Origin of the sequence: Limoniibacter endophyticus (assembly GCF_014652835.1) — a bacterium.
In the GTDB taxonomy this organism is placed as follows: domain Bacteria; phylum Pseudomonadota; class Alphaproteobacteria; order Rhizobiales; family Rhizobiaceae; genus Limoniibacter; species Limoniibacter endophyticus.
Genome location: NZ_BMZO01000014.1, coordinates 18,477 through 30,530, shown reverse-complemented (window position 1 = coordinate 30,530; position 12,054 = coordinate 18,477). Strand labels below are relative to the sequence as shown.

The 12,054-nt window shown below is 57.3% G+C and carries 12 protein-coding genes; 6 read left to right on the top strand and 6 right to left on the bottom strand.

Annotation, left to right across the window (positions count from 1 at the left end):
- A partial coding sequence (locus IE151_RS17650) for a hypothetical protein (RefSeq protein WP_210310917.1) occupies window positions 1-207 on the bottom strand: 207 nt, incomplete at its 3' end.
- Between the two features lie 79 nt (window positions 208-286).
- On the opposite strand from IE151_RS17650, the gene modA reads away from it, so the two are divergent.
- The 3 genes from modA to modC are packed head-to-tail and all read left to right on the top strand — an operon-like array spanning window position 287 to window position 2,826.
- Entirely contained in the window at window positions 287-1,063 is a 777-nt protein-coding gene (modA, locus tag IE151_RS17415) for a molybdate ABC transporter substrate-binding protein (protein WP_189493031.1), read from the top strand.
- Window positions 1,064-1,765 (top strand): molybdate ABC transporter permease subunit, encoded by a 702-nt coding sequence (modB, locus tag IE151_RS17410; RefSeq protein WP_189493029.1) that lies wholly within the window; start codon window positions 1,064-1,066, stop codon window positions 1,763-1,765. It begins immediately after the preceding gene.
- Complete coding sequence (gene modC / locus IE151_RS17405; protein ID WP_189493027.1) at window positions 1,765-2,826, top strand: molybdenum ABC transporter ATP-binding protein; 1,062 nt, start codon at window positions 1,765-1,767, stop codon at window positions 2,824-2,826. Before modB ends, modC begins: the two co-directional genes overlap by 1 nt.
- Here the strand turns inward: modC and IE151_RS17400 are convergent.
- From IE151_RS17400 to IE151_RS17380, 5 genes are all read right to left on the bottom strand, one after another.
- Window positions 2,820-3,560 (bottom strand): proteasome-type protease, encoded by a 741-nt coding sequence (locus IE151_RS17400; protein ID WP_189493025.1) that lies wholly within the window; start codon window positions 3,558-3,560, stop codon window positions 2,820-2,822. The two genes, modC and IE151_RS17400, sit on opposite strands and share 7 nt — an antisense overlap.
- Before the next feature lie 34 nt (window positions 3,561-3,594).
- A complete protein-coding gene (locus IE151_RS17395; RefSeq protein WP_189493023.1) occupies window positions 3,595-4,389 on the bottom strand; it encodes a transglutaminase family protein in 795 nt (264 codons plus the stop codon).
- 13 nt (window positions 4,390-4,402) lie between these two features.
- Window positions 4,403-5,341 (bottom strand): alpha-E domain-containing protein, encoded by a 939-nt coding sequence (locus IE151_RS17390; RefSeq protein ID WP_189493021.1) that lies wholly within the window; start codon window positions 5,339-5,341, stop codon window positions 4,403-4,405.
- A gap of 1 nt (window position 5,342) precedes the next feature.
- On the bottom strand, window positions 5,343-6,737 hold the full coding sequence (locus IE151_RS17385; RefSeq protein ID WP_189493034.1) for a circularly permuted type 2 ATP-grasp protein: 1,395 nt from the start codon (window positions 6,735-6,737) through the stop codon (window positions 5,343-5,345).
- A gap of 212 nt (window positions 6,738-6,949) precedes the next feature.
- Window positions 6,950-7,603 carry a TerC family protein gene (locus IE151_RS17380; protein WP_189493020.1) on the bottom strand — a complete coding sequence of 218 codons (654 nt, stop codon included), beginning with the start codon at window positions 7,601-7,603 and terminating at the stop codon, window positions 6,950-6,952.
- Between the two features lie 469 nt (window positions 7,604-8,072).
- Between IE151_RS17380 and IE151_RS17375 the strand changes: the two genes are divergently transcribed.
- The 3 genes from IE151_RS17375 to IE151_RS17365 are packed head-to-tail and all read left to right on the top strand — an operon-like array spanning window position 8,073 to window position 12,053.
- A complete protein-coding gene (locus tag IE151_RS17375) occupies window positions 8,073-10,406 on the top strand; it encodes a bifunctional salicylyl-CoA 5-hydroxylase/oxidoreductase (protein WP_189493018.1) in 2,334 nt (777 codons plus the stop codon).
- Between the two features lie 7 nt (window positions 10,407-10,413).
- Window positions 10,414-11,202, top strand: coding sequence for an SDR family NAD(P)-dependent oxidoreductase (locus IE151_RS17370; RefSeq protein ID WP_189493016.1), 789 nt, complete (start codon window positions 10,414-10,416; stop codon window positions 11,200-11,202).
- A complete protein-coding gene (locus IE151_RS17365) occupies window positions 11,199-12,053 on the top strand; it encodes an enoyl-CoA hydratase family protein (RefSeq protein ID WP_189493014.1) in 855 nt (284 codons plus the stop codon). The genes IE151_RS17370 and IE151_RS17365 overlap by 4 nt, the downstream gene beginning before the upstream one ends.
- Window position 12,054 lies beyond the last annotated feature (1 nt).

Below are 12,054 nucleotides of genomic sequence, written 5' to 3'. Positions count from 1 at the left end.
CCGTCGATGGCCACCTTCTAATCCCACAAACACACTCATGTCAAACACAAAAATCAAAATTCTTGACAGATTTTCGTGTTCGCCGTGCTCAATTGGTAAACATGGAGAATAGCACATGATGAAAAAGAGCGCAATTCCAGTGTTAAAATGGTTAATTTTCGGACAGGGATGAACCGAAAAATCTTTTGCCGAAGAAGCTTTATCCAATGCGTCAATGCCTTGACCAGAGATGCAACATCACCTGATATCGAACCTAGTCTGCCTTTAGCCCCACGGAACAACCATCATGCGCTTCTCCATTCCTTTTGCTGCCCTTATCATTCTGTCAGCAACGGGGTTTACCGATGTCCGAGCACAGGAGCAGATTACCGTCTTCGCCGCCGCCAGCCTGAAGAACGCGCTCGATGCAACGAACAAGGCATATAGCGAAGAGGAGAACGTAACTATCAACGTTTCCTACGCGGCCAGTTCGGCTCTGGCCAGGCAGATCGAGAACGGCGCGCCCGCAGACATTTTCATCTCTGCAGATCTCGCATGGATGAATTATCTGCAGGAACAGGGAGCAATCGACGGGGCGACGCGCAGCAATCTGCTTGGCAACCGTCTGGTATTGGTGCGCCCCTCAGGCGAAACGGAAGAGGAAGTAACGATAGAAAAAGGGTTCGATCTGGCGGGATTGCTTGGAGATGAGCACCTTGCCATGGGCGCGGTAAACAGCGTTCCGGCGGGCAAATATGGCAAGGCGGCGCTTGAATGGCTAGACGTCTGGCCCCTTGTTGAAGACAAGGTCGCAGGTGCTGAAAATGTGCGCGCTGCACTTTTGCTGGTCTCGCGCGGCGAAGCGCCATTCGGCATTGTCTATAGGACGGACGCCTCCGCGGACAAGGGTGTGGCGATTGTGGGCACCTTTCCGGAAGAAAGCCATCCGCCGATTATTTATCCCGCAGCCGCATTGACGGGCGCTTCAGGTAGAGCGAAGCATTATCTCCAGTTCCTGCACGCATCGGAAGCTGAAAAATTCTTCACGAGGGCTGGCTTCACTATGTTTGCAAAGAGCAATTAGGTGGAATGGCTTCATCTCAGTCCGGATGAATGGGAGGCGGTGCGCCTGAGCCTTCGGGTCGCCGGTACCGCCACTCTTTTCAGCCTGCCGCTTGCCCTCGCCGTTGCCTACGCCCTGTCGCGCGGTCATTTTCCAGGACGCGCCTTGCTTTCCGGCCTGGTCCATCTGCCGCTTGTATTGCCGCCCGTCGTAACGGGCTATCTTCTCCTGATCTCGTTCGGACGACGCGGCCCGATCGGCAGCTTTATCGAACAGACACTCGGCCTCGTCTTCTCGTTCCGCTGGACAGGTGCTGCACTTGCCTGCGCAGTGATGGGATTTCCGCTGATGGTGCGCAGCATCGTCCTTTCCTTCGACACTATCGAACGAGGCTATGAACGCGCCGCCTCGACGCTCGGCGCGTCACCCTTCATGGTCTTCCTCACAGTGACATTGCCCCTTGCCCTGCCCGGCATCCTGGCCGGCATGGTTTTATGTTTTGCCAAGGCAATGGGCGAATTTGGCGCCACCATTACTTTCGTATCGAATATTCCAGGGCAGACGCAGACACTTTCCTCAGCGATCTATACGTTCACCCAGGTGCCCGGCGGAGATGCCGCTGCGATGCGGCTGACACTCATTGCGATCTCGGTTTCGATGTGCGCTCTGCTTGCTTCGGAGCTTCTGGCACGACGCATCCGCAATCGTCAGGGTCCGTTCTGATGCTGGAGATCGATCTCAAGCATTTTCAGGGGGATTTTCATCTTGCCTTTCAGGAGAAGATCGGCAGCGGCGTGACGGCGCTTTTCGGCCCTTCAGGATCAGGTAAAAGCACCATGCTACGGCTGATTTGCGGCCTGGACCGGCCGGCAAGCGGGACAATTCGATTCCGCGGCGAACTCCTCAGCGATGGCAGAAAAAGCGTACCGCCACACAAACGCCGGTTTGGGGTCGTGTTCCAGGAGCCATTGCTCTTCCCTCATTTCTCCGTACGCCAGAACCTCCATTACGGACGCTGGTTCAACCGGGCTCCATCTGCGCAGCACGAAGACGCCATCGTCGCCATGCTGGGCATCGGGCATCTGCTGGACCGGCGGCCAGCGAAACTTTCGGGCGGCGAACGCCAGCGCGTCAGCATAGGGCGGGCCCTCATGGCCAGCCCGCGCCTGCTTTTGCTGGACGAGCCTCTGGCGGCGCTCGATCAAGCCCGCAAGGACGAAATTTTGCCGTTTCTGGAACGGTTGCACACGCACATTCGCATCCCAATCATCTATGTCAGTCACGCGCCCGCAGAAATCCTGCGCATCGCCGACCGGATGATCGCGCTGCGCGAAGGCAGGATTGTCGCGACTGGCACGCCGCAGGATCTCTTGGCCCGCGACCTGAAACCGCAGGACGATCTGCGATCGGCGGGCGTCATCCTCGACGCCATTGTCGTTGCGCATAATGCCGAAACTGGTCTGTCCAGACTGGCCGTGGGCGAAGCTGAAATTCAGGTGCTTGCCGGCGCGCTCGAGCCGGGCGCCAAAAGACGGGTGCACATTGCGGCGCGTGACGTGATGCTGGCGACCGAACGCCCCGCCGGGATCAGCGCACTCAATGTCCTTGAAAGCAAGGTCGTTGCAGTCGACGAGATCGGCTCGCATCAGTTTGACGTTATTATGGATTGCGCCGGGCAGAGGATCATTGCGCGCATCACGCGCTATTCCTTCGATATGCTGGCGCTTGCATCGGGCAAACCAGTCTTCGCAATCGTCAAGTCCGTGGCCTTGGACGCCTACTGATCGAAAGAGAAATCCGGCAATTCGGCAAACGCGGCCTTGAGCGCGTCTGACCAACCGCTGGCGACTGCCAGAAAGTAGGGATCATTGGGCAGAAAACGCTTCTCGAAGCCACGCTTCAGACTATCCTTCTCGTAAAGCTGCAGATCGAGCGGCATGCCAACCGTAAGATTGGATTTCAATGTCGAATCGAAGGAAACGAGTAGCAACTTCACCGCCGTCTCGAAGCTCATATCCTTTTCATATGCACGGATCAGGATGGGTTTGCCATATTTGTTTTCGCCAATCTGGAAAAACGGATTCTCATCTGTCGCCTCGACGAAATTGCCTTCGGGATAGATGAAGAAGAGACGCGGGCGCTCACCCTTGATCTGCCCGCCCATGATGAAGGTCGCGTGAAAGGTCCCCGCCGTCTGCTCAGGTCCTCCATCCGATGCGTCCTTAATGATACGCTTGACCATATCGCCGATCAGCTTGGCGGTCTGGAAAAGCGTGTCGGTTTGATAAATATCCGGACGGCGCTCGTCGCGATGCTTGTGATGCTCCTCCAATATGCCGATCACCGCCTGCGTGGTGGCGAGATTACCGGCGGAAAGCAGTGTGATCACTCGCTCGCCCGGAACCTCCCATGTATACATTTTCTTGACGCTGGCAATGTCATCGACGCCCGCATTGGTGCGGGTATCGGCCATGAAGACGAGCCCCTTGTCGAGGCGCATGCCGACGCAATACGTCATTTCGCTATGATTCTCCGGGCATCAAACCCGGCTATTACTGCTGCACATGGACGGAAACGGCAAGTTTCTCTGTGGAAAATCCTGAGCGAATTCCTGAAATCGGCGCGGCATCGCGATAATCAAGTCCTATGGCCACCCGTACGTAATGCTCGTCCGGGCAAATGCCGTTGGCAGGATCAAAACCCACCCAGCCCAGCTCAGGCACATGCGCCTCGGCCCAGGCATGCGCCGCCGTCTGCTCCTCGCGGTCCTTCATGCGTAGATAGCCCGACACATATCGCGATGGAAAACCCAGCATACGGGCGGCGGCAATGAATATATGCGCATGATCCTGGCACACACCCTTTTCAGCCCTCAGAGCATCTTCTGCCGGTGTGGCAACACCGGTTGTGCCCGTTTCATAAGCGACCCGTACCGCAATCGTTTCCATCAACGCATGCAGGCGGTTAAGGTCGCCATCATTGCAGATGCTCTTTGCGAGTCCCCCTACCAACGTGCCGGGTCTGGTAAGCGGCGTTTCCCGAGCATACACCCAGAGCGGCACCAATCCCTCATGCGAACCGACGACGCCATGCGTGTCTTTCGTCTCCACTTCGCCCGTCGCCACGATGACGATGCGTTCGATGAAGGGCGCGGAGCTGACGAGTTGCGTCTTATTGCCGAATTGATCGGCATATTCGGCCTGCACCGACATGCCCTCAGCCACGACCTTCCATTCTTTGACATGCTGCGTCGGCCCCGACTGCGGCACGAGCTTGATGCGCTGCAGGGCATAAGCAACCGGTTCGCTGTAGCTATATTCGGTAAGATGCTCGATTTTCAGAAGCATGGCGCCCTCAATCTCAGTGGAAATTGTAGGCGCGCGCGATCTCGCTGCCCAGCCGGTTATTCTGAATGATGAAATCAAGCAAGAATTCGTGCAAGCCGCGATCGAAGATTTCATCGATCGTGCGATGCTCGCACTGCGAAAGGATTCTCTGCGCCGTGTCGTGTGCCGGGTGGCGCTGACCGTAATCGCGCTCCAGATTGAGCAGATTTTCAGAAATCGCGGCGTGACAGAACGCGAGCGAACGCGGCATGCGCCGGTTGAGGATGAGGAAATCGGCAATGTTGATCGGGCGATAATCCGTATCGTAAACCCAACTGTAGGAGCGGTGCGCCGAGACTGAACGCAGGATGGATTCCCACTGCACATTGTCGAGCGAGGAACCCACATAGGAAATGCTGGGCAGAAGAACGTAATATTTTACATCGAGAATGCGCGCTGTATTATCGGCCCGCTCGATAAACGTGCCTATACGTGCAAAACTGTAGATCTCGTTACGCAGCATCGTGCCGTGAAAGGAACCGCGGATCAGGGCCGTATGCTGCTTGATCGCATCGATCATCGCGGGCATTTCCGTATCGCGCACCGTGCGCGACATCATTGCCTTCACCGCGATCCAGCACTCGTTCATGGCCTCCCAGGTCTCGCGGGTAAGAGCCGTGCGGACCATTCGCCCGTTGAGACGTGCGGACGTGATGGCAGAAAGGACGCTGGAGGGATTATTGGTCTCGCTCAGCATGAAGTGAATGGCCTCAGAGCCGGTCACCTTCTCGTGGTTCTGCAGATAACTTGCATGCATCCCGGCGCTGCGCAGGACCGAATCCCATTCGTCGTCTGCCTCGCCAGTGCGGGTTAGGGACATGCGCAGACCGGCATCAATCAGGCGAGCTATATTCTCAGCACGCTCTATATGCCGAAACATCCAATAAAGACCGTCGGCCGTGCGTCCCAGCATGTCAGTCCTCCAGAACCCACGTATCTTTGGTGCCGCCGCCTTGGCTGGAATTTACCACGAGCGACCCCTGCTTGAGTGCAACGCGGGTCAAGCCGCCCGGAATGATCTGGATACGGTCCGACACGAGAACGAAAGGACGCAGATCGACATGGCGCGGCGCTATTCCTTTCTTGACGAGGATCGGAACGGTGGAGAGCGCGAGGGTCGGCTGCGCAATATAGTTCGATGCGTTCTTGCGCAGTTTCTTGCCGAACTCGGCGCGCTCGCGCTTGGTGGCGGTCGGCCCTACCAGCATGCCGTAGCCGCCGGAGCCGTGCACTTCCTTGACGACGAGATGTTCCAGATTATCGAGAACGTAGTTCAGGCTGTCAGGCTCTGAACAACGCCAGGTGGGCACATTTTCCAGAAGCGGCTTGCGTCCGGTATAGAACTCTACGATTTCGGGCATGTAGGAATAGATCGCCTTGTCATCAGCGATACCGGTGCCGGGGGCATTGGCGATCGCGATATTGCCGGCGCGGAACACATCCATAATGCCCGGCACGCCCAGTGCGGAATCCGGCCGGAAGCTCAACGGATCGAGATAGTCATCATCAACGCGGCGATAGAGCACGTCGATGGCCTCGTAGCCCTTGGTCGTGCGCATTGAAACGCGCCCGTCGATGACGCGCAAGTCAGAGCTTTCCACCAATTCGACGCCCATCTGATCGGCCAGATAGGCATGCTCGTAAAAGGCGGAGTTATAGATGCCGGGCGTCAGCACCGCGATGCGCGGACGCCCGTCGCAGTGGCGTGGTGCGACAGCCGCGAGGCTCTGGCGCAGAAGCTTCGGATAATTATTGACCGGCTGTACGCGGATCTTGTGAAACAGCTCGGGAAACATCTGCATCATGGTTTCCCGGTTCTCCAGCATATAGGAGACACCGGAAGGCGTGCGGGCGTTATCTTCCAGAACGAAGAATTCGTCCGGTCCGGTGCGTACGATATCGACCCCGATAATATGGGTATAAACCCCGCCTGGCGGCCGCACACCAATCATCTGCGGCAGGAAGGCAGCGTTCTTCTCGATTAATTCGCGCGGGATGCGCCCAGCGCGCAGGATTTCCTGCTTGTGGTAGATATCATCGAGAAAGGCGTTGATGGCAGTAACACGCTGCTCGATGCCCTGCGTCAATCGACGCCATTCGCGTCCTGACAGAATGCGCGGGACGATATCGAAGGGGATCAGACGTTCGGATGAATCATCCTGCCCATAGACGGCGAAGGTGATACCGGTCCGACGGAAAATTGCCTCGGCATCGCGTGATTTCGCCACCAGCCGCGAGGGGTCCTGCCGACCATACCAATCATGATAGGATTTGTATGGCTCGCGCGGCATGCTGTCCGCGTCGAACATCTCGTTGAAATGCAATAGTTTGTTCCCCGTTTTGGACCATCAAATACCATTCCTTTTTGCCTGGCAAGCAACATTGCCGTTGCGGCATTCAACCTTGGTATTAGATGCCTCCCCTTGCGGATTGAAACGAGATCACGACACCAAGGTTCCCATGGAAAAAGCGCCCTGCCGTCGAGGCAGAGCGCTTTCCATTTCAACTACCCTGGACGCTGTTAACTGAAGAGGTACGGCCACACTTCCTCACCGCCGCGATAGATCATTTCTAGCGCAACATAGAGGATCACCAGAAGCCCGATATAGGCAATCCAGCGGTGACGCTGCAGCAGGCGGGCAATGAAATTTGCGGCGAGCCCCATCAGCGCGATCGAAAGGGCGAGACCAAAGATGAGAATGGCCGGATGTTCACGTGCCGCACCCGCAACTGCCAGCACGTTGTCGAGCGACATCGAAACGTCGGCAATGACGATTTGCCAGGCCGCCTGTGCGAAGGTTTTGCGCGGCGCGCCACCAGCGACTGTTCCATCTGCATTGAGGTCGGCATTTTCCAGCGCCTCCTCAGCCGCTTCGAAATCATGCTGGGGAGTACGCAGCTCATGCCACATCTTCCAGCAGACCCAGAGAAGCAAGATGCCGCCAGCCAGAAGCAGGCCGACAATGGCCAGAAGCTGCGTCGTCAGCAATGCGAAGATGATACGAAGAACGGTTGCCGCACCGATCCCAATCAGAATGGCCCTCGTACGTTGATCCTTTGGGAGCCCTGCTGCCGCGAGGCCGATGACGATGGCGTTGTCGCCTGCCAGCACGAGATCGATCATGATCACGTGGCTAAGCGCTGTCAGCGCTTCTGGCGTAAATAATTCACCCATGCGTTGTCACCCACTTTGTAATCGCTTGGAACTCATGAGGTGACACGACGCCCGTTCGAGATATCGGGATAAATCCGTGAAATCTTCTACGAGGAGCTTCGGGCCACCTGACTAATCCCAGTCCGACATCACGGGGCGCTGGATGCGCACGTCCGCCAGAGGGGCCCGGCCTGGTGGTGCTTCGTTTACAATGACGCCCCATCAGTTTCAAGCGAGGCGCTCAATTTTCTGTTACGCGGGATTATTTCTCGCCTCACTCCCCGCGGTCACCGCCGGCCTGCCACGCCAAACTGTTCCCGTTCCAGACAGACGTATGACCAGCTTCACCATGAGAGCAGTAAAACTACGGTCTCCCCTTCCAAGGGCCGGAAATGCAGATTGCCAGTTGACGGCGCATAAACTCACCGTATATTTTAAGTATAAAATAATATGGAACACGCTCTCGGAACGCGCAAAAGGATTTGCATCCATGAACATCGTTTGCATCGGCGGCGGCCCGGCCGGCCTCTATTTCGGCCTGTTGATGAAGAAGAACCACCCCGAGCACCGCATTCGCGTTGTCGAACGCAACCGCCCATACGACACGTTCGGCTGGGGCGTCGTGTTTTCGGATGCGACGATGGAATCAATGCGCGTCTGGGATGCTGAAAGCGCGGCCGAAATTGAAGACGCGTTCAATCATTGGGACGATATCGAAGTCCTCTTCAAGGGAACACGCCAGCGCACGTCCGGCCATGGCTTCGTCGGCATTGGCCGCAAGAAGCTTCTGAACATTCTCCAGCGCCGCTGCGAGGCCCTCGGCGTCGAGCTGGTCTTTGAAAAGGAGGTGCAGTCAGATCTCGAATTTCCCGACGCGGACCTGATCATCGCGTCTGACGGTGTTAATTCACGCATTCGCAATGCTTATGAAAGCGTGTTCCAGCCCGACCTGCTGACCCGCCCTAACCGGTTTATCTGGCTTGGCACCAACCGCCTGTTCGATGCCTTTACCTTCGATTTCCGCCGCACCGATCACGGCTGGTTCCAGGCGCATATCTACAAGTTCGACGACAAGACATCGACCTTCATCATCGAGACGACCGAGGAAACCTATCTCAAGCACGGCCTCGACAAGATGGAGCAGGATGCCTCTATCTCATTCTGCGAAAATCTCTTCGAAGAAGTGCTGGAAGGCGCTTCGCTGATGACCAATGCACGCCATTTGCGCGGCTCGGCTTGGATCAATTTCAGCCGGCTTATTTGCGGCAAATGGAGCCATTTTAACGGTAACTCCCACGTCGTCCTGATGGGCGATGCCGCCCATACCGCGCATTTCGCCATCGGTTCCGGCACGAAACTTGCTATTGATGATGCAATCGAACTGACGCGCCAGTTTCAGATCAAGGGCCATGGCAAGGAAAACATTCCGGCGGTTCTGGAAACTTATGAAGAGATTCGCCGCGTCGACGTCGCCCGCATCCAGAATGCCGCGCGCAACGCCATGGAATGGTTCGAGGTGGTGGGACATCGCTACGCCGAAACGATGGAGCCCGAACAATTCATGTATTCCATGCTGACACGTTCGCAGCGTATCAGTCACGAAAATCTGCGCCTGCGCGACAAGAACTGGCTCGGCGGATTTGAAAAATGGTTTGCTCGAAAATCAGGTCTGCCTACGCCCGATAATGCCAATGAGCGTACCCCGCCGCCCATGTTCACGCCCTATACGTTGCGCGGCGTGACCTTGTCCAATCGCATCGTTGTTTCGCCCATGGCAATGTACTCCGCCAAGGATGGTCTGATCGACGATTTCCACCTTGTCCATCTGGGCTCGCGAGCATTGGGCGGTGCCGGCATGATCTTCGCGGAAATGACCTGCGTCTCTCCAGATGCCCGCATAACCCCCGGCTGCCTTGGCCTCTGGAACGAAGAACAGGCAGCAAACTGGAAGCGACTTGTCGATTTCGTGCATGGAAACAGCGCCGCGAAGGTCGCCATCCAGCTCGGGCACGCGGGACGCAAGGGAGCGACCAAGCTCGCCTGGGAAGGGATCGACCAACCGCTCGAAGAAGGCGCATGGCCGCTATATTCTGCTTCTGCCCTGCCATACCTGCCGCATGGTCAGGTGCCGAAGGCGGCGGACCGTGCGGATTTGGATCGGATCAAAGCGGATTTCATTCGCGCCACGGAACTCGCGGCCACCACCGGTGCAGACTGGTTGGAATTGCATTGTGCGCACGGTTATCTGCTCTCGAGCTTCCTGTCTCCGCTCACCAACCAGCGAACGGACGAATATGGTGGCAGTCACGAGAACCGCGCCCGGTATCCGTTGGAAATCTTCCACGCGATTCGGAAAATCTGGCCGCAAGACAAGCCGATCTCGGTCCGTCTTTCCTGTCATGACTGGTTTGAGGGCGGCAACACGCCGGATGATGCGGCTATCTTTGCCCGTCTGTTCAAGGACGCCGGCGCCGACATGATCGACTGCTCCTCGGGCCAGGTATGGAAGGGCGAACAGCCCGTCTATGGCAGATTGTTCCAGACGCCGTTTGCCGATAAAATTCGCAACGAGGTTGGTATTCCGACCATGGCCGTCGGCGCTATTTCAGAAGCCGATCATGCGAATTCGATCATCTCAGCCGGGCGCGCCGATCTTTGTGCCGTCGCCCGCCCGCATCTGGCGGACCCGGCCTGGACGCTGCATGAAGCCGCCAGGATCGGCGTGAAGGACGTTGAGTGGCCCAAACAATATATGTCGGGTAAGGTTCAGTTCGAAACCAATCTGGAACGCGCTGCGCAGGCGGCGGCACAAGCCTCGAAATAAGGACAGGATGATGGTTGACAAATTGGCGGGGCGGCACGCGCTCGTTACCGGCGCCGGAAGTGGCATCGGTGCGGCCATCGCCAAGGCGTTGATCCAGGAAGGCGCGAGCGTCACCCTCGCAGGCCGCAGACGTGAACCCCTCAACTCGGTAGCGGCGAACTCCGATCCGGCCCGTTGCTTCGTCGCCGCCGGCTTCGACGTCACCGATAGAACAGCGATCGAGACTGGCCTGAAAGCTGCCATCGAAAGGTTCGGACCGCTCTCAATCCTCGTCAATAATGCAGGCGAGGCACCAAGCGCACCCTTTGAAAAAATCACGCCCGAAGACTGGGGCCATGTACTTTCAGTTGATCTTACGGGCGTATTCAACGTCACGCAGCTGGCCTTGCCGCATCTGAAGGCTCACGGTGAAGGTGCACGGATCATTACCGTGGCCTCGACTGCAGGACTGACAGGGTACTCCTACGTCTCCGCCTACTGCGCTGCCAAACATGGGGTCATCGGCCTCACACGCGCGTTGGCCTTGGAGCTGGCCAGGAAAAGCATAACGGTAAATGCCGTGTGCCCCGGCTTCACCGACACGCCGCTGATCCAGAAATCGCTCGACATGATCGTCGAGAAGACCGGGCGTTCGCGCGAAGACGCCTTGAGAGAATTCACGAAATCTAATCCGCAGGGGCGGCTCGTGCAACCGGAGGAAGTTGCCGATGCCGTCACGTGGCTGGCTGGCCCAGCCGCATCGTCGATAACAGGACAGGCGATCATTATCGCCGGTGGGGAGGTAATGTCGGGATGAACGATCAAACAAGACCATCGATGCGTGGGCACCTGAAGCCTTTCAAGGATTATCAGGCCGCGCATTTTCTTTTCGAGACCAGTAAAGACGGTCGCGTTGCCACCATTCGCCTGAACCGTCCGGAGCGCAAAAACCCGCTGACTTTCGAAAGCTATGCCGAACTGCGCGATCTGTTCCGGGATCTCACCTATGCCTCCGACATTCGCGCTGTCGTCATCACAGGAGCGGGCGATAATTTCTCGTCAGGCGGCGATGTCTTCGAAATCATCGAACCGCTGACCCAGATGGCAATGCCGGACCTTATCGCATTTACGCGCATGACCGGCGATCTCGTCAAGGCAATGAAGAAATGCCCGCAGCCGATCATTGCCGCCGTAGATGGGATCTGCGCTGGCGCTGGTGCAATTCTTGCCATGGCGTCTGACATGCGTTTAGCCACGCCGGAAGCGAAAACCGCCTTCCTCTTCACCCGCGTCGGCCTCGCTGGCGCCGATATGGGAGCCTGCGGTATCCTGCCGCGTATTATCGGTCAGGGTCGCGCCGCCGAGCTTCTCTACACCGGCCGCTCCATGAATGCAGCCGAGGGCGAGCGCTGGGGTTTTTTTAACGCGCTGTACGAGCGGGCCACACTTGAGGACGAAGCAAAAAAGCTGGCGAAATCGCTCGCAGATGGCCCTTGGTTTGCGCATAGCATGACCAAGACCATGCTCAATCAGGAATGGGCGATGGGACTTGATGAGATGATCGAGTCGGAAGCGCAAGCCCAGGCCATCTGTATGGCGACCGGTGATTTTCGTCGTGCCTTCGAGGCTTTTGCTGCAAAACAGCGTCCCGTTTTCGAGGGCAACTGAG

Bases quoted from the DNA above. Each gene is read 5' to 3' on its own strand.
- modA (WP_189493031.1), top strand. From the start codon at position 287: ATGCGCTTCTCCATTCCTTTTGCTGCCCTTATCATTCTGTCAGCAACG.
- modC (WP_189493027.1), top strand. From the start codon at position 1,765: ATGCTGGAGATCGATCTCAAGCATTTTCAGGGGGATTTTCATCTTGCC.
- IE151_RS17400 (WP_189493025.1), bottom strand. From the start codon at position 3,560: ATGACGTATTGCGTCGGCATGCGCCTCGACAAGGGGCTCGTCTTCATG.
- IE151_RS17395 (WP_189493023.1), bottom strand. From the start codon at position 4,389: ATGCTTCTGAAAATCGAGCATCTTACCGAATATAGCTACAGCGAACCG.
- IE151_RS17390 (WP_189493021.1), bottom strand. From the start codon at position 5,341: ATGCTGGGACGCACGGCCGACGGTCTTTATTGGATGTTTCGGCATATA.
- IE151_RS17385 (WP_189493034.1), bottom strand. From the start codon at position 6,737: ATGTTCGACGCGGACAGCATGCCGCGCGAGCCATACAAATCCTATCAT.
- IE151_RS17380 (WP_189493020.1), bottom strand. From the start codon at position 7,603: ATGGGTGAATTATTTACGCCAGAAGCGCTGACAGCGCTTAGCCACGTG.
- IE151_RS17375 (WP_189493018.1), top strand. From the start codon at position 8,073: ATGAACATCGTTTGCATCGGCGGCGGCCCGGCCGGCCTCTATTTCGGC.
- IE151_RS17370 (WP_189493016.1), top strand. From the start codon at position 10,414: ATGATGGTTGACAAATTGGCGGGGCGGCACGCGCTCGTTACCGGCGCC.
- IE151_RS17365 (WP_189493014.1), top strand. From the start codon at position 11,199: ATGAACGATCAAACAAGACCATCGATGCGTGGGCACCTGAAGCCTTTC.